Origin of the sequence: Gryllotalpicola protaetiae, assembly GCF_003627055.1 — a bacterium.
Classification (GTDB): Bacteria; Actinomycetota; Actinomycetes; order Actinomycetales; family Microbacteriaceae; genus Gryllotalpicola; species Gryllotalpicola protaetiae.
Genome location: NZ_CP032624.1, coordinates 1,482,462 through 1,500,832 on the forward strand (window position 1 = coordinate 1,482,462; position 18,371 = coordinate 1,500,832).

General features: G+C 69.6%; 16 protein-coding genes and 1 pseudogene. 5 read left to right on the forward strand and 12 right to left on the reverse strand.

The features are described from left to right. Nucleotides 1–29 precede the first annotated feature (29 nt). The 7 genes from D7I44_RS07255 to dnaK all read right to left on the reverse strand — a co-directional run bounded on the left by D7I44_RS07255 (nt 30) and on the right by dnaK (nt 8,632). Nucleotides 30–1,229 (reverse strand): class I SAM-dependent methyltransferase, encoded by a 1,200-nt coding sequence (locus D7I44_RS07255; protein WP_120788878.1) that lies wholly within the window; start codon nt 1,227–1,229, stop codon nt 30–32. Then, entirely contained in the window at nt 1,226–3,976 is a 2,751-nt protein-coding gene (locus D7I44_RS07260) for a DEAD/DEAH box helicase (protein WP_120788879.1), read from the reverse strand. Before D7I44_RS07260 ends, D7I44_RS07255 begins: the two co-directional genes overlap by 4 nt. A 117-nt stretch (nt 3,977–4,093) precedes the next feature. Then, nucleotides 4,094–4,558: a hypothetical protein gene (locus D7I44_RS07265; protein WP_120788880.1), complete on the reverse strand. Its 465-nt coding sequence runs from the start codon at nt 4,556–4,558 to the stop codon at nt 4,094–4,096. Between the two features lie 9 nt (nt 4,559–4,567). Then, nucleotides 4,568–5,011 carry a heat shock protein transcriptional repressor HspR gene (locus D7I44_RS07270; RefSeq protein ID WP_425459324.1) on the reverse strand — a complete coding sequence of 148 codons (444 nt, stop codon included), beginning with the start codon at nt 5,009–5,011 and terminating at the stop codon, nt 4,568–4,570. A gap of 94 nt (nt 5,012–5,105) precedes the next feature. After that, entirely contained in the window at nt 5,106–6,101 is a 996-nt protein-coding gene (locus D7I44_RS07275) for a DnaJ C-terminal domain-containing protein (RefSeq protein ID WP_120788882.1), read from the reverse strand. A 67-nt stretch (nt 6,102–6,168) separates the two neighbouring features. Continuing rightward, nucleotides 6,169–6,765: a nucleotide exchange factor GrpE gene (locus D7I44_RS07280; RefSeq protein WP_120788883.1), complete on the reverse strand. Its 597-nt coding sequence runs from the start codon at nt 6,763–6,765 to the stop codon at nt 6,169–6,171. Between the two features lie 4 nt (nt 6,766–6,769). Then, complete coding sequence (dnaK, locus tag D7I44_RS07285) at nt 6,770–8,632, reverse strand: molecular chaperone DnaK (protein ID WP_120788884.1); 1,863 nt, start codon at nt 8,630–8,632, stop codon at nt 6,770–6,772. Between the two features lie 189 nt (nt 8,633–8,821). Here dnaK and D7I44_RS07290 point away from each other — a divergent pair, with 189 nt between their 5' ends. The 4 genes from D7I44_RS07290 (at nt 8,822) to D7I44_RS07305 (ending at nt 12,505) form a co-directional block, all read left to right on the forward strand. Then, nucleotides 8,822–9,235 (forward strand): PadR family transcriptional regulator, encoded by a 414-nt coding sequence (locus D7I44_RS07290; RefSeq protein ID WP_120788885.1) that lies wholly within the window; start codon nt 8,822–8,824, stop codon nt 9,233–9,235. Next, nucleotides 9,229–10,578: a permease prefix domain 1-containing protein gene (locus D7I44_RS07295; protein ID WP_120788886.1), complete on the forward strand. Its 1,350-nt coding sequence runs from the start codon at nt 9,229–9,231 to the stop codon at nt 10,576–10,578. Before D7I44_RS07290 ends, D7I44_RS07295 begins: the two co-directional genes overlap by 7 nt. A gap of 49 nt (nt 10,579–10,627) precedes the next feature. Beyond that, entirely contained in the window at nt 10,628–11,632 is a 1,005-nt protein-coding gene (locus D7I44_RS07300; RefSeq protein ID WP_120788887.1) for a magnesium transporter CorA family protein, read from the forward strand. A gap of 144 nt (nt 11,633–11,776) precedes the next feature. Then, on the forward strand, nt 11,777–12,505 hold the full coding sequence (locus tag D7I44_RS07305; protein ID WP_120788888.1) for a hypothetical protein: 729 nt from the start codon (nt 11,777–11,779) through the stop codon (nt 12,503–12,505). Nucleotides 12,506–12,613: 108 nt separating this feature from the next. Here D7I44_RS07305 and D7I44_RS07310 read toward each other — a convergent pair whose 3' ends face one another. The 3 genes from D7I44_RS07310 to mscL all read right to left on the reverse strand — a co-directional run bounded on the left by D7I44_RS07310 (nt 12,614) and on the right by mscL (nt 15,223). Then, nucleotides 12,614–14,221, reverse strand: coding sequence for a sigma-70 family RNA polymerase sigma factor (locus D7I44_RS07310; protein WP_120788889.1), 1,608 nt, complete (start codon nt 14,219–14,221; stop codon nt 12,614–12,616). 82 nt (nt 14,222–14,303) lie between these two features. Beyond that, on the reverse strand, nt 14,304–14,630 hold the full coding sequence (locus D7I44_RS07315) for a hypothetical protein (protein WP_120788890.1): 327 nt from the start codon (nt 14,628–14,630) through the stop codon (nt 14,304–14,306). 155 nt (nt 14,631–14,785) lie between these two features. Then, nucleotides 14,786–15,223, reverse strand: coding sequence for a large conductance mechanosensitive channel protein MscL (gene mscL / locus D7I44_RS07320; RefSeq protein WP_120788891.1), 438 nt, complete (start codon nt 15,221–15,223; stop codon nt 14,786–14,788). A 111-nt stretch (nt 15,224–15,334) separates the two neighbouring features. On the opposite strand from mscL, the gene D7I44_RS07325 reads away from it, so the two are divergent. Then, nucleotides 15,335–15,874, forward strand: a complete 540-nt coding sequence (locus D7I44_RS07325) for an NUDIX domain-containing protein (protein WP_120788892.1) — start codon at nt 15,335–15,337, stop codon at nt 15,872–15,874. 845 nt (nt 15,875–16,719) lie between these two features. Here the strand turns inward: D7I44_RS07325 and D7I44_RS07330 are convergent. Beyond that, entirely contained in the window at nt 16,720–17,340 is a 621-nt protein-coding gene (locus D7I44_RS07330) for a hypothetical protein (RefSeq protein WP_120788893.1), read from the reverse strand. A gap of 119 nt (nt 17,341–17,459) precedes the next feature. Next, a pseudogene (locus D7I44_RS18730) lies at nt 17,460–18,355 on the reverse strand (IS701 family transposase); the annotation flags it as partial. Between the last annotated feature and the right edge of the window lie 16 nt (nt 18,356–18,371).

Genomic DNA, 18,371 nt, shown 5'->3' on the forward strand with positions numbered 1-18,371 from the left:
CGGCAGCACCTTGACCGACACGGAAGCCTTCACCGGTCTCCCTTCACCGAACTCGTGATCGTGAACTTGCTGTTGCGCGCCACCTGCCGCGTCTCACCGACGAGCCGGCGCAATGTCGGCTGGTAGCGCAGGTGCGAGTTGAACACGACGCGCAGCTCGCCGCCGGGGGCGAGGACACGTGCGGCATCCGCCATCAATCTGATACCCACATCGGCCGTCACCGTCGTGCCCGAATGGAACGGCGGGTTGAGCACGATGAGCTCGGCGCTCGCGTCGGGCAGCGAACCGAGCGCGTCGTCGCGCACGACCATGACGCGATCGTCCAGTCCGTTGAGCTGCATGGTCTCGCGGGCGGATGCCACGGCCGCAGCCGACTGATCGGTGGCGTGCACCCGCAGGCCCGGCCGGGCGAGGGCGAGCGCCGCCGCGATGACGCCGGTGCCGCAGCCGAGGTCGATCGCGGTCACGGCATCGGGCTTGGCGTCGGCGAGGTGTTCGAGCAGGAACCGGGTGCCGATGTCGAGGGACGCCCCCGCGAAGACTCCGCCATGGGCCGAGACGGTGATGCCGGGTGGGTCGATGAGGGCGGTCTTGGGCCAACTGCTCTGCACAAAAGCGGCAATCTCGGCCCGCGAGACCCCGAACGACGGCGCCGCGCCGGCGGTTGAAGGCATGTTTCCGCTTTTCTGCGGGCCGCGCGCCGTCAGCACACGCGCCTTCTGGCGGGCCAGGCCAGCCCGCACCTCGCCGAACCAGCGCCCGAGCACCTCGTTCTGGGCGAGCGTCATGTGCTTGACCATTCCGGCGGCGAACACGGTGACGTCGGGCGCCGCATGCGCCGCGATCAATCCGGCCCATTCGTCGAGCTGGTCGAGGGACTTGGGCAGGCGAAGCAGGATCACCCGGGCGTCCGCCACCAACTCGGGCACCAGTTCGAGCGAGCTGAACCCCGCCCGCCCGAGCAGCGCCGCGTTGGCGGCGAGCGCGCGCTCGCCGAGCAGCGCGTCCTGGTGGACCCGCACGTCGCGCGCCCCCAGCTCAAGAGCGCCGAGAGTCAGCGCCCCGTACGCGTCGCCGATCACCGCCACCGTCGGCCCGTGCGACGCCTTCCGCACCGCCTTGGCGGCGGTGTCGAGCAGCAGCCGGTCCGCCGCGTCGACGGCGACGAGGTTCGGCGCCTCGACGTCAGGCCGGCGCCGCAGCTCGGCGAGGAACGCGAAGTCGGTCACAGTTCGAGCAGCCCTCTGACGTCGTCGGCCGACAGCAGCTCGCTGAACGTGCCGTCGTCGTCGAGCACCTGACCGAACAGCTCGGCCTTCTCATCGCGCAGCTTCATCACCTTGTCTTCGATGGTGCCGTCGGCGACGAGTCGATACACGTTCACGGCGGACGCCTGCCCGATGCGGTGCGCCCGATCGACCGCCTGCGCCTCGGACGCCGGGTTCCACCACGGGTCGAGCAGGAAGACGTAGTCGGCCTCGGTGAGGTTGATGCCGAAGCCGCCCGCCTTGAGCGAGATCAGGAAGACGGGCGCCGCGCCGGACTTGAACCGTGCGATGACGTCGGCGCGATTCGTCGTCGAGCCGTCGAGGTACTCGTACGCGATGCCCGCGTCGTCGAGCCGCGCCTCGACCCGGCGCAGATATGACGTGAACTGGCTGAAGACGAGGGCGCGATGGCCCTCATCGACGAGCTCGGCCAGCTGCTCGAGCAGCGCGTCGAGCTTCGCACTCGGCACGCCCTCGTACTGCTCGTCGATCAGCGCGGCATCCAGCGCGAGCATGCGCAGCAGCGTGAGCGAGCGGAACAGGATGAACTTCTGCCGGTCGAAATCTTCCTTCACAAGCCCGAGCAGCTTCTGCCGCTCGCGCTGCAGGAACTGCTCGTACAGCCGCCGGTGCTTGGGCGTGAGCTCGACCCTGATCACCTGCTCCTGCTTGGCGGGCAGCTCGGGCGCGACGAGCGCCTTGGTGCGCCGCAGCAGGAAGGGCCGCACCCGCTTCCGCAGCCGGGCGATCACCCGCTGCGCATCAGCCGCGCTGATGCCGGCAGGCACCGCGTCGGGCTCGCGCACGTGCGACAGCGGGCGCACATACTGCTCGGTGAAGCGGCGGATGCTGGGGAACAGCCCCGGCGCCACGATGTCGAGGATCGACCACAGCTCGAGCACGTTGTTCTCGAGCGGGGTGCCCGTGATCGCGAGCTTGAACGGGGTGTCGAGCGCCTTCGCGCACTCGTGCGCGCGGCTGCGGTGGTTCTTCACGAACTGCGCCTCGTCGAGCACGAGCCCCGCCCAGCGCACGTCTTCGACGTCGTCGAAGTCGAGGCGGAACAGGTTGTACGACATGACGATCACGTCATTGTCCCTGGCGAGCGCCGTGAGCTTGCGCTTCTCGCGCAGCTGGGTGCGGGCGACGGATGCCACGCGCAGCGTCGGCGCGAACTTCGCCGCCTCGGCCACCCAGTTCGACACGACGGACGCCGGTGCGACGACCAGCCAGGGCCGATCGGCCTGCGCATGAAGAATCAGGGCGAGGGTCTGCAGCGTCTTCCCGAGGCCCATGTCGTCGGCGAGGATTCCACCGAGCCCGTGGTCGTAGAGGTACGCGAGCCAGGTCAGCCCCGCCCGCTGGTACTCGCGCAGCTCAGCCGTGAGCCCCTCGGGCACGGGGGCGGCCTCGGCCGGGGCATCCGTCAGCGCCGTGACCTGCTCGCGCCACTCGACGGCGGCGCTCGCCTGGTCGGCGAGGTCTTCGAAGTCGGACCACAGCGCGAGCTGAGTGCGGTGGATGCGCGGACCTGCCTCCCACTCGCGCAACGCGTCCGCCTCGGCGATGAGGTCCATCAGGCGCGCGAACACGGGCTGGTTGAGGCGCAGGTAGGAGCCGTCGACAAGCCTCAGCGACTTCCGGCCGCCGGCGAGCGCCTCGAAGAGCGTCGAGAACGGCACCTCGCGGCCCTCGACGTGCACCGTGAACCCGAGGTCGAGCCAGTCACGGTCTTCGCTGGGGACGAGGGTGACCTCGAGCTCGGGCGTGGCAGTGAGGTAGTCCTCTGGGGCAGGCGGCTCTCCAGGGGTGATCGTTTCGAGACGGGCGGCTTCGCCGTCCTCCGGGGCGGCCGGGGGGCGGGGCAGCCAGACTGAGGCGTCGGCGCTCGTGATCGGGAGGGGGAGCGACGGGGCGAAGTCGGCGAAGAATTCGGCTCGCTCGGCGCCGGGCACGACGAGTGGGTCGGATGCCAGCAGCTTCAGCGTCTCGGCCGTGATCGCCTGCTCGGCGGGGGCCAGGCGCACGATGGGCCCCGGCCACTCGACTGCCCACAGCCCGTGCGCGCCGATCGCGCCGAGGCGCAGCCCCGACACGTCGACGGCGTCGATCGAGACCACCGGCGACAACGTGACGGTGCCGTCGCTCGCCGCAGAGGCGTCGAGGCGGGCGGATGCCTGCCCGCCAACCCGCAGCACAGGCTCGCGCCCCACGCCGACCAGTGCGACACCGAGCTCGCGCGCCTGTCGAAGCAGCGGCCAGAGCAGCGGAGAACCGAACTCGTCGAGGGCGATGCGCGCTCCGTCCTGCCCGAGGAACCCGCCGGAGGCGGCCCGCGCGAGGGCCGCGAACTCGGTGAACCAGCGCACCTGCGCCGGGTCGAGCCCGAGCTGGTGCACCTGATACTGCAGGCCGGCCCAGGTGAGGTTCGCGCCGACCCAATTGGTCCCAGAGGGCTTGGCGGCCGAGCGCCCCGGCATGACGGGCCGCACCGCGAGCCTCAACGCGCCGATCGACTCGGCCGTCGCGGCGACGGTGGTGTTGCTCGTGTGCTGCCAGCGACCGGAGCCACGGCGGACGACCTCGCGCACCTCGAACTGCACGCCGAGGGGGGTGCGCGGAGGCGGGGCGGCTTCGCCCGCGGCATCCGTCGTCGCATCGGCACGCGCGAGCCCGCGCAGCTTGCGCTTCCACTCGCTCTCAGCCACGCGCCCATGCTTTCACGCGCCGCTGACACGCATGCCGCGCTCCGCGGGTGCGAAATGCACGCTCGTTCGCAATCCAGCGTGCGTTTCGCACCCCTCGCCGGCACGAGGGCGGGAGGGTCAGCGCGGCTTCGGGAAGACCTCGGGGTGCAGGCGGAACAGCTCCTGCAGCTCTGGCGAGCCCTGGCGCAGCAGCGCGAGCAGGCGCCCGACCCGCATCGTGGAGCGCAGCTCGCGCACGTAGGGCAGGTACATCCAGACGATGCGGCGCTGCGAGTTGCCCGCGATGACCGAGAGCATCAGCCCGACGATGATCACGACGATGCCGAGCGTGATGCCGAACACGGGGCCCGTGCTGATTCCCCGCACGATTCCGCCGATCAGAGCGACGGCCGCTCCGCCGACGAAGCCCCACACGATGAAGTTGACCGACAGCACCCAATACAGCTGGCCGTTGGCGAAGCGGTTCGCGAGGTCCTCACCCATAAACGGCGTCCACACCTCGCGCACCGCCTTCACATTCGAGAGCGGGTGCCGCAGCACAGCGGGCAGCGGCGCGGCGGTCTCGCGGGCGGCATCGGTCATGATTCGAACCTAACGGTCCTCGCTGGACGAACTCCACGGCCGCCACACGACCATCTGGTTGCGGCGCTCGGCCCGGGCGCCAGCGCGCATCGACAGCACCTCGCCGTTCGCTCCGGAGGCGAAGACGCGACGGCCGGGCTGCTGCAGCAGGGCATCGGCGAGCGCCGACTCAAGCTCGCGCACCCGCTGCTGCAGCGCGCGCGCCTCGTTCTCGAGCGACAGCACACGACGGATGCCTTCGAGCGACACCCCTTCGGCCGAGAGCCGCGCGATCTCACGCAGCTGCGCGATGTCGCGCAGGGAGTAGCGGCGAGACTTGCCGGCCGTGCGAGTCGGCTCGACGAGGCCGAGCCGGTCGTACTGGCGCAGCGTCTGCGGGTGCAGTTCGGCGAGCTCGGCCGCCGCCGCGATCGCGAACAGGGGAGTGTCCTGATCGACATCCATCGAGGCCATTCGGCCGCCTCCTCTCACCTCGCGCCGCCGAGACGTTCCAAAACGGGTTTCTCCTGCGGGATTCCGCCGCTTCGGCGCGTCTCGCGGCGCGGACTCACTCCCGCGCCCGCGCCAGCAGGTCGTCGCGGGGGTTCTCCTTCGGCAGCTTCGCCGCGAAGTCGAGCAGCGCGTTCTCGGCGTCGGCCGAGAGGTGCGACGGCACCGCGACCTGCACGACGGCGAGCAGGTCGCCCGTCCCCTTGTCGGTCTTGACGCCGCGGCCCTTGACGCGCAGCACCCGGCCCGACGGTGTGCCGGGGGCGACCTTTAGCTTCACCGGGGCGCCCTCGAGCGTCGGCACCTCGATGGTCGCGCCGAGCGCGGCCTCGACGAAGGTCACCGGCACGTTGAGGCGCAGGTTCAGCCCGTCGCGCTCGAAGACCGGATGCTTGCGCACGGTCACGTGCAGAATCAGGTCGCCGGCCTCCCCGCCGTCCTGGCTGGGGTAGCCGCGGCCACGCAGGCGGATCTTCTGCCCGTCCGCGACGCCCGCCGGGATCTTCACCTTGATCGGCTTGCCGCCGGCGCCGGTCAGCGTGAGCGTCTCGCCGCGGGTGGCCGCGAGGAACTCGATCGTCGTCGACGCCTCGAGGTTCTGGCCCTTGGTCGGGCCGCCGTAGCCGCGGAAGCCGCCGGACGACTGGCCGAAGCGGCCGCCGCCGAACAGTCCGCCGAAGATGTCATTGGGGTCGGCGCCGCCGCCCTGGTACGTGAAACCGCCGGGGCGGCCACCCGCGCCACCGCCGAACATCGACCCGAACACGTCCTCGAAGCCGCCCGCGCCGCCGGAGCCCGGGGCGGTGAACCGCGCCCCGGACCCCATGGCACGGATCTGGTCGTATTCCTGGCGCTGCTCCTTGTCGGAGAGCACGGAGTACGCCTCGCTGATCTCCTTGAAGCGCGCCTCGGCCGCGGCATCCCCCGGGTTCGAATCCGGGTGGTACTGCCGCGCGAGCTTGCGGTAGGTCTTCTTCAGCTCGGCCTCCGAGACGTCCTTGCTGACGCCGAGGACCTTGTAGAAGTCCTTGTCGAACCAGTCCTGACTGGCCAACGCGCCTCCTTAGAGAAATGGAGTTCGTTTCGAGACGCGGCCTGCGGCCGCTCCTCAACGAACGGAACTAGTCGGCCGGGGTGGCGACGACCACGCGGGCCACACGCACGAGCGTCGAGCCGATCGTGTAGCCGGTCTCGACGACGTCGAGAACGGTGGTCTCGGTCGCACCGGGGGTGGGCTGCTGGAAGATCGCCTCGTGCCGCTGCGGGTCGAACACCTCGCCGACCTCGCCGAACGGCTTCACGCCGAGCTTCTCGACCGCGCCGCGCAGCTTCGCCGCGATGGTCGGGAAGGCGCCGTCGCCGTCGAGGTCGCCGTGCTTCTGGGCACGGTCGAGGTCGTCGAGCACGGGCAGCAGCACGCGCACAGCGTCGCCGACGGCGCGCTCACGCACGACCTCGCGCTCGCTCTCGGTGCGGCGGCGATAGTTGGCGTACTCCGCGGTCACGCGCTTGAGGTCGGCGAGGTGCTCGGCGCTCGGGTCGTTCTCCTCCGCCTCGGCGGCCGCGAGGATGTCCTCGACGAACAGATCGTCCCCGTCGCCGGCGCCCTCGGGGGCCGAAGCGTCCGCCTCGGCCCCCTCGGACTCGGCGGGGACGATGGGCTCTTCCGGGTTCTTGTCCTCAGAGGACTCGGGGCCTTCGGGCTTCTCGTCCGTCATCCGCTTACTTCTTCTCGTCCTCGTCGTCGACGACCTCGGCGTCGACCACGTCCTCGTCAGAGGCGTCGTCGGCGGAGGCATCCGCACCCTGCTGCGCACCGGCTGCCTGCTCGGCCTGACCTTGCGCGTAGATCGCCTCGCCCAGCTTCTGCTGGCTCTGCGAGAGCTTCTCGAACGCGGTCTTCACGGCCTCGTCGTCCTCGCCGGCGAGCGCGGTCTTGAGCGCGTCGACGTCGCCCTGCACGTCGGACTTGACGTCCTCGGGCAGCTTGTCCTCGTTGTCCTTGATCAGCTTCTCGATCGAGTAGACGAGCTGCTCGGCCGTGTTGCGGGTCTCGGCGGACTCGCGGCGGCGCTTGTCCTCTGCGGCGTGCTCCTCCGCCTCCTTGACCATGCGCTCGATGTCCTCCTTCGGCAGCGACGAGCCGCCGGTGATGGTCATCGACTGCTCCTTGCCGGTGCCCTTGTCCTTCGCGGACACGTGCACGATGCCGTTCGCGTCGATGTCGAAGGTGACCTCGATCTGCGGGATGCCGCGGGGGGCCGGCGCGATGCCGGTGAGCTCGAAGGTGCCGAGCGCCTTGTTGTCGCGCGTGAAGTCGCGCTCGCCCTGGAACACCTGGATAGCCACGGACGGCTGGTTGTCGTCGGCGGTCGTGAAGGTCTCGCTGCGCTTGGTCGGGATGGCCGTGTTGCGCTCGATGAGCTTGGTCATGATGCCGCCCTTCGTCTCGATGCCGAGGCTCAGGGGGGTGACGTCGATGAGCAGCACGTCCTTGCGCTCGCCCTTGAGGACGCCCGCCTGCAGTGCGGCACCCACGGCGACGACCTCGTCGGGGTTGACGCCCTTGTTGGGGTCCTTGCCGCCGGTCTCCTGCTTGACGAGCTCGGAGACCGCAGGCATGCGGGTCGAGCCGCCGACGAGCACGACGTGCGCGATGTCGGAGACCTTGATGCCGGCCTCCTTGATGACGTCCTGGAACGGCTTCTTGGTGCGGTCGAGCAGGTCGCTGGTCATCTGCTCGAACTGCGCGCGGGTCAGCGTCTCGTCGAGGTTGGCCGGGCCGTTCTCGGTGAGGCTCAGGTACGGCAGCTGAATGCTCGTGCTCATCGAGGAGCTGAGCTCCTTCTTCGCCTGCTCCGCGGCCTCCTTGAGGCGCTGCAGCGCGATCTTGTCCTTCGAGACGTCGACGCCGGTCGAGTCCTTGAACTTCTTGATCAGGTACTCGACGACGCGCTGGTCCCAGTCGTCGCCGCCGAGGCGGTTGTCGCCGGCCGTCGCGCGAACCTGGATGGTCGAGAAGTCGTCGTCCTTGCCCACCTCGAGCAGCGAGACGTCGAAGGTGCCGCCGCCGAGGTCGAAGACGAGGATCAGCTCGTCCTCCTTGCCCTTGTCGAGGCCGTAGGCGAGGGCCGCAGCGGTCGGCTCGTTGATGATGCGCAGCACGTTGAGGCCCGCGATCTCACCGGCCTCCTTCGTGGCCTGGCGCTCCGCGTCGTTGAAATACGCGGGAACGGTGATGACGGCATCCGTCACGGTGTCGCCCAGGTACTGCTCGGCGTCGCGCTTGAGCTTGGCGAGGATGCGCGCCGAGATCTCCTGCGGGGTGTACTGCTTGCCGTCGATCTCCTGCTTCCAGTCCGTGCCCATGTGGCGCTTGACGGAGGAGATGGTGCGGTCGACGTTGGTCACGGCCTGGCGCTTGGCGGTCTCGCCGACGAGCACCTCGCCGTCCTTCGTGTACGCGACGACCGACGGGGTGGTGCGGAAGCCCTCGGCGTTCGCGATGACAGTCGGCTCGCCACCCTCGAGGACGGAGACCACGGAGTTCGTCGTTCCGAGGTCGATTCCTACTGCACGTGCCATGTGTTGGCCCTCCTGCTTTTGCGTTGTTGCGTAAGTTCGTGGGCGCGACTGCTTGAGCCGCGCAGACTCAACTTTTCCCTATGGGCGGATGCCTGTCAATCTGATTCCCACAAACTTGAGTCCACTCGTATCAACTTCTCAGAATGCGAATCTCTTCCCATACCTAGAGCTGGCAGGTATAGTTCCTGCATGCGACTGGCGAAGGACCTGATGGCGGCGACGTCGGCGCCGCTCGTGCTGGCGATCCTCGCCGAGGGCGAGAGCTACGGCTACGCGATCATCGCCCGCGTGCGCGAGCTGTCGAACGGCGAGATCGAGTGGACCGACGGGCTGCTCTACCCCCTGCTGCATCGCCTCGAGGGCTCGGCGCTGGTGGCGTCGCGCTGGGGCCAGGCGGAAAGCGGCCGCAAGCGCCGCTACTACGAGATCACGGATGCCGGACGTGACGAGCTCGCCGAGCACCGCCGGCAGTGGGCCACCGCCGTCGGTGCGCTGACGCAGGCCCGCGTCCTCGCGCAGTCCGTCGCGCACCTCCGCGCACACGTCGTCGCACACGTCGTCGCACAGGGAAGCGCACAGGGAAAGGGAACGCTCGCATGGTGAACCGCACCGACCTCATCGACCCCGAGGGCGCGATCGCCTCGTGGCGCGCGTACCTCGTCTCGCGCGGCTCGGTCTCGGACACCGACGCCGACGAGCTCGAAGACCACCTGCGCTCTCAGATCGACGCGCTGCACGCCGCCGGCCTCGACGCCGACGAGGCCGTGCTCATCGCCATCAAGCGCATGGGCCGGCAAGACGAGATCGCGGGCGAGTTCGCCCGCGAGAACTCGCGCCGCCTCTGGAAGCAGCTGGTCGTCGGCGGCGACACCCGCGGTCGCCGCCTCGATGGCGGCGGTGTCGTCTTCGGCTTCGCCGCCCTCGCGGCGCTGCTCGCCAAGCTTCCCGGCCTGCTCGGCGCTGAGCTCATACCAACGCTGCTCGGCGGCGGCATCCTCGCGCTGGCGACGCTGGGCGCATCGATCGCCTGGCGCAGTCGGCCACCGCGCGCGCTCATCGTGGCATCCGCCCTCGGCTTCGCCCTGCTCTTCGTGCTCGCCTTCGCCTATCCCTTCGGCGACGACGCCGGCGACACTGTGATCATCTTCGGTCTGCATGCACCCGTCGCGCTCTGGCTGCTCGTCGGCCTGCTGTACGCAGGCGCGGACTGGCGCACCGCTGCTCGTCGCATGGACTTCGTGCGCTTCAGCGGCGAGTGGGTCATCTATCTCGCGCTCATCGGGATCGGGGGCGGTGTGCTGATGGGCATCACGGCCGCCGTGTTCTCGGCGCTCGGGGCCGACCCGTCGGTCGTGCTGCTCGAGTGGGTCGGGCCGTGCGGCGCGGCGGGTGCGGCGGTCGTCGCGGCCTGGCTGGTGGATTCCAAGCAGGAGGTCATCGAGAACATGGCGCCCGTGCTCGGCCGCGTGTTCACACCGTTGTTCACGGTCGCCGTGCTCGCGATGCTCGTCGGCGCGATCGTGACGGGCGGGTTCGGTGCATACCGCGAAGTGCTGATCGTCGTCGATGTTCTGCTGGTGGTCGTCACGGGGCTGGTGCTCTACGTGCTCTCCGCCCAGCAGCCGACGGCGCGCGCCGGCTGGACGGAGCGCCTGCAGCTCGTGCTCGTTCTCGCCGCGTTCGCGCTGAACGGCTTCGCCCTGACCGCGATGATCGGCCGCACCGCCGATGGTGGCTTCACGCCGAATCGCGTCGTCGCTCTCGGGGTGAACGCCGTGCTGCTGGTCGGCTTGGCCGGGTCGGCTTGGCTGCTCGGGCGGCGGGTGTTCGCAGGGGATGCCTCGACCAGGCGCCTCGTCGCCTGGCAGACCGGTTACCTGCCGGTGTACGGAGCGTGGGCTCTGGTCGCCGCCGTCGCCCTGCCGCCGCTGTTCGCCTTCGCCTAGCTGCCGCGCCCGGAGACGGGAGGGCAGATCCGCAGGTAGCGTTGCCCGCATGGGAACGGTGCGCTCGCGCGTTTGGGACGGCAGCGGCCGCGTCGTCGCAGAGGACTTCCCGTTCGGGGAGATCTCCGACCACCTCGCGCGAACCGACGGCCTCACCTGGGTCGATCTGTGTGAGCCCGACCACGCCGACCTCGACCGCCTCGCCGAAGAACTCAGCCTCGAACCGCTCGCCGTCGAAGACGCGATCGCCCGGGTCGAGCGTCCGAAGGCCCTCCGCTATGCAACGCACACCTTCTTCACCGTCTACTCGGCCGGCTACGACACCGACAACACACTGGACGACGACGATCTCGCCGCCCGGCTGCAGCTGCACAAGATCTCGGCGTTCGTGTTCCACACCGGGCTCATCACCGTGCGCAGCCCCGAATTCGACATCGACGCGCTGGCCGACCGCTGGCAGGACAACGCCGATCTTCTCCAGTACGGCGTCGGGGCCCTCGTGCACGGCCTGCTCGACGCGGTCGTCGACAGCCACTTCGAGGCGGTGCAGGTGCTCGACGACGCGATCGAAGGACTCGAGGACATCCTGTTCGACGAGAAGGTGCTCGCCACCCGGGTGCAGCGCGCGACGTACCGCCTGCGGAAGGAGCTCGTCGAGCTGCGCCGCATCGTGCTGCCGATGCGCGAGGTGGTGAACGGCGTGCTGCGGCACCGCCGCGATGCGGGCTCCGGCCCTGAGCTGGATGCCTCGTACGACGATCTCTACGACCACGTCCTGCGCGTCACGGAATGGACGGAGTCCCTGCGCGACATCGTCTCGGCCCTGTTCGAGACCAACCTGTCGCTGCAGGACTCCCGGCTCAACAACGTCATGAAGAAGCTCACCGCGTGGGCCGCCATCATCGCGGTGCCGACCGCCGTCACCGGGTACTTCGGCCAGAACGTGCCGTACCCCGGCTTCGGCCAGTGGTGGGGCTTCCTCGTCAGCGGCGGCGTGATCGTCGTCGCCGCCGTCATCCTCTACATGGTGTTCCGCCGCAAGAACTGGATTTAGGAACATCGGCGGCTCCCGGCATCCCTGTGGCCGCTGCCAAGGCCCGCCTGTTACCCTGCCTGGGTCGCGCACCCCTTCCCCCGTTCGGGGTGCACCTCTACCTTCGTGGCGGCTCCGACCCGTCGCCGCACCCGTGCTGAATTCATGACCGACTTCCCCTCTCGCCGTTCTCTCCGTGAGGCCTCAGGCGCGCGCGCAGCCCGCAAGCACGCGGCCGACCGCGGCCCGCATTCGCGGCGGCGCGTGGCTGCGGCTGGTGCGGCGACGCTGCTGCTGGTCGGCAGTGCGATGGTGGCGATTCCGGCGGATGCCGCGACCGTGAGCTCGCACACCCTCTACGCGAGCGAGCTGCTCGCGAACTCGCAGAGTCTCACTGTGCGCTCCGACGTCAAGGGCGACGCCGTCGAGAACACGAGCTTCGACTCGTCCACCTTCACGAGCCCCGGCGGCTCGCCCGCGCTGACCGTCGGCGGCGTCACCAACGCCGACTGGGCGGCGCTCGTGCTGCAGGACGCCGGGCTGCCCGTCACGCAGAACAACGTGACCGTCATCCTGCAGTGGATGGACTCCGAGAACTCGCCGAAGACCTGGTACCTGCGCAACAACCCGCTGAACAACGGTCTCGGCTCGGGCGGCGGCGGCGGATTCGGCAGCTACGCGAACCTGCGCATCGCCGCCTCATACGTGGCGCAGCAGCTCGACCGCTCGCTGTTCGCGGGCATCCATGCGGCGTTGGCCGCGGATTCCGCGCCCGGCGTCACCGAGCAGGCGATCGTCGCCTCGCCGTGGGCGTCGAGCCATTACGGCGGCGGCGCACGCTTCCACGCGGTGAACGTGCCGATCGTGGCAGCGCCCGCCTCAGCCTGGGGGTGACCCGCGCGGGTGGCACTGTCGCCCTTCCCGGCGACGGCCAACCGTGAGAAGTGCCGCGATGTCGTCAGAGGGCGATGCCGACGACATCAGCGCACTTCTCGGTGCCGGTCAGTTGGTCGGCGAGATGGTGCAGGGGCTCCACAGGGCGACGCCGATCGCCAGCGCCGTGGCTGAGACACTGTTCGCCGCACCGCCGGCCGCGCCTCCGGCTGTCGAGCTCCCCGTCACCGTGTAGGTGGCGAGCGCGAGCGCTCCCACGTTGACGGTGGTGATGTACGAGCCGCCGCTCGGCCCGGTGGTGGTCACCGCGGCGTCGCTCAGGGCGATGCCCGCCGCCACGGCGGTGAACTCCGCCGTCTGCCCGGCGACGGGAGCTCCGTCGTAGTTCCAGGTCAGGATCATGCTGCTGCCCGACACGGTGCACGCTGTGAAGACGATCTGCGGCAGCGCGTCAGGGGTCGGCGGGGAACTCGGCGCCGGGGTGCTCGACGGCGATGAGCCGGCGCTCGGCGACTGCGAGGGCGACGAGGCGGGGGCGGATGCCGGGGTCGGAGCGGTCGGTGCAGAGCGGCGCGACGGCGCGGGCGACGTCGGCGCTGTCACAGCGGCGACGTCGGTCGGCGAGGGCGAGGGCGCGGGCGCGGGGGGCGACGGCTCCGGGGCAGAGGTCGGCGGGGAGGCATCCGTCGTCGCGCTCTGCGCGGTGGCGGAAGACTGCGCGACGGAGGCGGTGACCTGCTTCTGCGGGGGCGGCGCCGAGCCGCCCGTCACGGCGAACGCGACGCCGACGGCGATCGCGCCTGCGGCGACCGTCGAACCCGCCCCGATCGCGAAGTTGCGCACGTGCGTGGGCTTCGGCGGCCACAGCGCGCCGGCGCCCAGCGTCGCGGCGGTCGCCGAAGCCGGCGTGAACGCGGCGTACGCGGTGGCGGCGCCCGCGCCCAGGAATCCGATCAGGATCAGCGCACCGAGGCGGTGCGACGCCTCGGTCATCTCGGCGGCGGCCAGCGGGCAGCGGTCGCACTCATCGAGGTGCGCGTCGAGGCGCTCCTGCTCGCGAGTCGGAAGCGGCTTGCGGGTCGAGGCCGCGAGGCGGTCGATCGACCAGCGGCACTCCGAATCGGCGGGCACGGTCTCGATGTGCGCCTGCACCCAGGCGTGGCGCAGGCCTTCCTTCGCGCGCTTCGCGAGGGCGGAGACCGCGTTCGGCTTGATGCCGATCATCGCGGCGACTTCGCGCGGCGGCAGCTGCTCGGCCTCCGTGTACCAGAGCACCTCCTGCCAGCGCTGCGGCAGCGTGTTGAACGCACGCACGGTGAGGCTCTGATCGAACCGGTCTGAGAAGGCTTCATCGCTCGATTCGGGGTCGACGGCCTCGAACTCCTCAGGCGTGAGCTCGGCGGGCTGCGCACCCCAGCGGGCCGCGATCGAGCGGATCGTCGTGACGAGATACGGCCGGAACGCCGCCGTCGGGCCGTTGCCGCGCTCGATCGCCTTGAGCACGCGCACGAACGCCTCGGAGACGAGATCGTCCGCCTCGAACGCCGAGGTGATGGCGCGGGCTGCGTTCAAGCCGGCGCGGTGATGCCGGTCCCAGAGGGCGCCGTAGGCCCGCTTGTCGCCGCCGCGGACCTGCTCGAGCAGCTCGGCGTCGCTCGCGGCGGGCGCACTCGCGGCGCTGTCGGCGGCCTCGAGTGGCTCGGGAAGGGCTGTCATGACGGTTCCGGGTCGCGATGCGAGAGAAGTGGGGTGGACTGGGTGGTGCGTTGGTACGGTACGCGATCGGCGCTCCGCGTGGCTAGACGGGCGGGGTCACCAGCGGGCGCGGAACGGCGAGCCGCACCGACATGAGCTCGACGAGCATCTGCTCGCACTGGCGCACCATGAGGCACAGGGCGCCGTCGATGCGCTGCACGATGAGGCCGCCGCTGAGCGCCGCGGCCGACAAGGTGCCTGACGCGACATTCAGCAGGGCAGCGGCCGACGTCCATAGCACGACGTCCGGCAGGTGCTCGACCACGTCGCGCGCCACCGCGTGAACGAACCACCGCCAGTCATCCGGCGCCTTCTGCTCCGCGAGCGCGCGCGCGACGCGCAGCTCATCGAGTTCGATGATCTCGTTCACGTGTTCTCGCCCTCTGCTCTGCTCTGCTCAGCGGATGCCCCCGCGCACCGCACGGGAAACGGAAGACACGAGCGGCCGCCACCCCCATGGCGGCCGCTCTCGGCCGATGCCCGTACGCGCTCCCAGTCGTCGATACGGGCACCCCCCGGCCGGTCTCAGTCGGCCCGGTGACGGTTGGTGCTGAAATCGGTGCGGATCGCGAGAAGATCGCGGATCTGCGTCAGCAGCTCGATGTCACTGGGCCCGGTCGGCGCCCCTTCCGCCGGCTCGACCGCCGCCGCGCGCCGCTTCAGAAGTGCCTGAAGCGGGACCACGAAGGCGAAGTACACGACCGCCGCGATGATCACGAAATTGACCACCGCTCCGATCACGGCGCCGAAGTACAGCGTCGAGTGGCCGCCGGAGGCGGTCGGGATGTCAACCGCCAGGGCCTTGTCGAGGCTGTTCGCGTTGAAGACGGCGCTGATCAGCGGGTTGATGATCTTCGTGACCACCGCTGTGACCAGTGCCGTGAACGCCGTGCCGATGACCACGGCGACCGCGAGGTCGATGACGTTCCCCTGGGAGAGGAACTCTTTGAACCCCTTCAGCATGCAATCCTCCAGTTAGGTTGTGGTGCCTTACATCGGAGGAAGACCCGGGGTTCGCACGATCGTGACGCGGCTCGGCGAACTTTTCCCGATCTTTTTTCCTAGGGTCGATTCATGGCCTGGCAGACGCTCAGCACCCGCACCGCCTACGAGAACCCGTGGATCCGAATTCGCGAGGACCAGGTCGTGCATCCCGACGGGTCGGAGAGCCTCTATGGCGTCGTCGAGCTGCAGCCCGCCGTGTTCGTGGTGGCGCTCGACAGCTTCGGCCGAGTGGCGCTGATCGAGATCGACCGGTACACCGTCGGTGCGTCGCTCGAGGTGCCGGCTGGTGGCAGCGACGGCCAGCCGCCGTTGGTCGCGGCGAAGCGGGAGCTGCTCGAAGAGACGGGGCTCCAGGCATCCGACTGGCTTGAGCTGGGCTCGCTGTTCGCACTCAACGGGGCCGCCCTCGCCCCAGAGCACGTGTTTCTCGCGCGCGGTCTGAGCGAGGCGGCGGATGCCTCGCATCACCAGCTCGAAGAGGGGATCTCGGGAGTGCGGTTCGTTCCGCTCGGCGAGGTACTCACGATGATCGGGTCCGGGCAGATCACCGACAACGAGACGGTCGCTGCGGTGTCGCTCGCGGCGATCAGGCTGGGGCGGCTCGTCTAGATGAGTAAGTCCAAGGTGTTCGGCGGTGTGGCGGGCCGGTGACGGGCTGAGGGCGTCCGAGAGTCGGTGTTGCTAACCCGGCCGATCTGTTCCAAGCCCACCCGGAGCGTCTCCCGTACCGGCCCCGGATCGGGTTCGCGCCGCAGATCTCGGACCCGGAGATCGTGACGCTGTCGGTGATGCAGGCGCTGCTCGGCTTCACCAGCGAGACGCGCTGGGTGCGTTTCGCCCGCGCCCGGCTGAAGACCATGTTCCCTAAGCTGCCGGGCCAGTCCGGCTACAACAAGCGGCTGCGCAAGCTCGCGGCCGCCGGCACGCTGCAGTGGATCGGCACCGAACTCGCCCAGGCGGTCTCGCGCAGGACACGGTGTGGGTGGCGAACTCGACGCCGGTGGAGTGCGCCCGATCCCGCGAGACGTCGGGGTCGATCGCGTCGTTCATCTCAGCCACCTGCTGCGAGTACGAGACGAGTGCGCCGGTGTCGGAGCAATCGGTCGGCGGCGCTGACAGCGTCGGCAGCGACGGGGCGCCGGACGGCGAACCCGCCACCAGGTCGAGAACACCGCTGAGAGTCGAGGCTTGCGTCTGAGAGGCGGTAGGAATGTCGGTCGAGGCGACGCCCAGCGTCTTGTAGAAGTCGACGATCTGGCCGGACTGGGTCAACGCCTGCGCTCCCGCTGCAGTCAGCGCGCCGCTCGTCGTGGCAGTGGAGGCGGAAGAGGTAGCCGCTGGCTGTGCGGAGGCGGGGATGGCCGCCAAACCGGTGCTTACCAGGGCACCGGTGAGAACGGCAGAGAGCTTTCAAGCGATATTCATCTGAGTTTCCCTTCGTAATTGTGCGAGTGCTACGAGAAAGGCTTCTGGGGTCTCCGCACGTGCAGGACCCGGCGGAGATACTCGTCGTATTCGTCAAAGTCGATCGGATTGAACAAGCGCGCGACCAGGATGAGAGCGACCACCAGGCCCACGACGACGAAATACGCGATCGTGACCTCGACTGCGGCGTGCTGGAGGGACTCAGCCGGTGTGCCGTGGGGCAGACGGCCCGCGTACCCGGCGTCGGTGGCGCGGCTTGCGAAGGTGCGATGGACGGCAAGTTCACCCCACAGGACGGCGGCGAGGGGATAGACGATCAGGATGAGAACGTCGGATGTCTTGCTCCGTCGCACCCTCGCATTGCGCAATCGGAGCGGGTAATTCGCCCCGTCGTGGATGCTCAGGGCCTGGAAGCTCCACGCCCACATGAACAGCGCAACGAAGTTGATGCCATCGAACGTGCCGATTCCCAGGCGCGCGAATGCCGGGGGGATAGACAGACCGGTGTTGCGAGCGCCTGAGATGAGAACACACCCTCCGATGATCGCGACCGCGAGGACGGCCAGGAACAAGCACACCTGCACGCGGCTGTTCCGTTCTCGCTGCACTTGCTCGGCGTTTTCGGCCCAACTCGCGGTGTCGCTGCTCATCCCCGACCTCCGCCTGCTCTGCTCGCGCCTCGCCAACGCAAATTGCCCGGCTCGTGACGAACCCCCAAGGCCGAAACTAGTCGTGCGACTAGTCCTGCAAGCGACCCAAAACGAGGGTCCCAGCCGATCCAGGTGCGGCCTTCGAAGTGGTCGAGGTCGAGGCCGTGTTTGAGTTCGCGGTAGTCGTGCTCGATGCGCCAGCGGATCTTCCCGAGCCCGGACGATCTCGCTGACGGGGGGTGTCTTCGGGGAGGGTGGAGATCCAGTAGTCGGTGGGCTCCGCCTCGTCGTTCGGCCATTCGATCAGCAGCTACCGCTCGGGCAGGGACCCGTCCTTCTCGCGGGGGATGTTCCGGTTCGCGGGGCGCACCTTGACGGCGGTGAACCGGCTGGTCATGATCCCTTTCGTTCCCGCCGCCAGGAGACGTCCTGGAACGCGGCGTCGGGCAGGGCGGCGGCCAGGGCGCTGGCCCGGATCGGCGCGTCGCGGTACCGGGCGCGCGCCGCCGGCCGGCCGGTGCCGACGTAGGCGGGCAGCTCGAAGGGCGCGCTGGCGGGGTGCACGCTGGTGTCGGATTTCACCTGGACCACGTACGGGCCGTGCGGAACAGGCCGACCTCCCCGTAGCCCGCGTCCGCGACGAGGACCGGCGGCCGATGGCCCCAGGTGGCGAGCTCGTCGATCATCTCCAGCGCGAGCTCCCGCTTCGGCCGGTGCCGGACCGTGTCCGGGACCTGCGCCCTCACCCGGCGCTCGGCGGTCTCTTCGGCGTCCTCACACGGCGCACCGGCTCCACCGGCCACGGCGAGGAGGACACGAACTGCTGCAACTGCTGCTAGTCGACCCCGAGCCGCTCGCCCATCGGCTGCATCGACTGCCGCCGCCCCTCCAGCATCAGCCCCCGCAGATACAAGCCGCCCTCGGAACGCTGGTCCTTCCGGGCCAGCGACGCGAGCACCTCGCCGACGAAGTCGTCCAACTCCGCCCGCACCCGTGTGATCTCATCCCGCCGCACCCCGCGAAATTAACAG

What these genes read in the sequence shown, in the direction of transcription:
- D7I44_RS07265 (WP_120788880.1), bottom strand. Translation starts at nt 4,558, where the DNA reads ATGACCGATGCCGCCCGCGAGACCGCCGCGCCGCTGCCCGCTGTGCTG.
- D7I44_RS07270 (WP_425459324.1), bottom strand. Translation starts at nt 5,011, where the DNA reads ATGGCCTCGATGGATGTCGATCAGGACACTCCCCTGTTCGCGATCGCG.
- D7I44_RS07280 (WP_120788883.1), bottom strand. Translation starts at nt 6,765, where the DNA reads ATGACGGACGAGAAGCCCGAAGGCCCCGAGTCCTCTGAGGACAAGAAC.
- dnaK (WP_120788884.1), bottom strand. Translation starts at nt 8,632, where the DNA reads ATGGCACGTGCAGTAGGAATCGACCTCGGAACGACGAACTCCGTGGTC.
- D7I44_RS07290 (WP_120788885.1), top strand. Translation starts at nt 8,822, where the DNA reads ATGCGACTGGCGAAGGACCTGATGGCGGCGACGTCGGCGCCGCTCGTG.
- D7I44_RS07295 (WP_120788886.1), top strand. Translation starts at nt 9,229, where the DNA reads ATGGTGAACCGCACCGACCTCATCGACCCCGAGGGCGCGATCGCCTCG.
- D7I44_RS07300 (WP_120788887.1), top strand. Translation starts at nt 10,628, where the DNA reads ATGGGAACGGTGCGCTCGCGCGTTTGGGACGGCAGCGGCCGCGTCGTC.
- D7I44_RS07305 (WP_120788888.1), top strand. Translation starts at nt 11,777, where the DNA reads ATGACCGACTTCCCCTCTCGCCGTTCTCTCCGTGAGGCCTCAGGCGCG.
- D7I44_RS07310 (WP_120788889.1), bottom strand. Translation starts at nt 14,221, where the DNA reads ATGACAGCCCTTCCCGAGCCACTCGAGGCCGCCGACAGCGCCGCGAGT.
- mscL (WP_120788891.1), bottom strand. Translation starts at nt 15,223, where the DNA reads ATGCTGAAGGGGTTCAAAGAGTTCCTCTCCCAGGGGAACGTCATCGAC.
- D7I44_RS07325 (WP_120788892.1), top strand. Translation starts at nt 15,335, where the DNA reads ATGGCCTGGCAGACGCTCAGCACCCGCACCGCCTACGAGAACCCGTGG.
- D7I44_RS07330 (WP_120788893.1), bottom strand. Translation starts at nt 17,340, where the DNA reads ATGAGCAGCGACACCGCGAGTTGGGCCGAAAACGCCGAGCAAGTGCAG.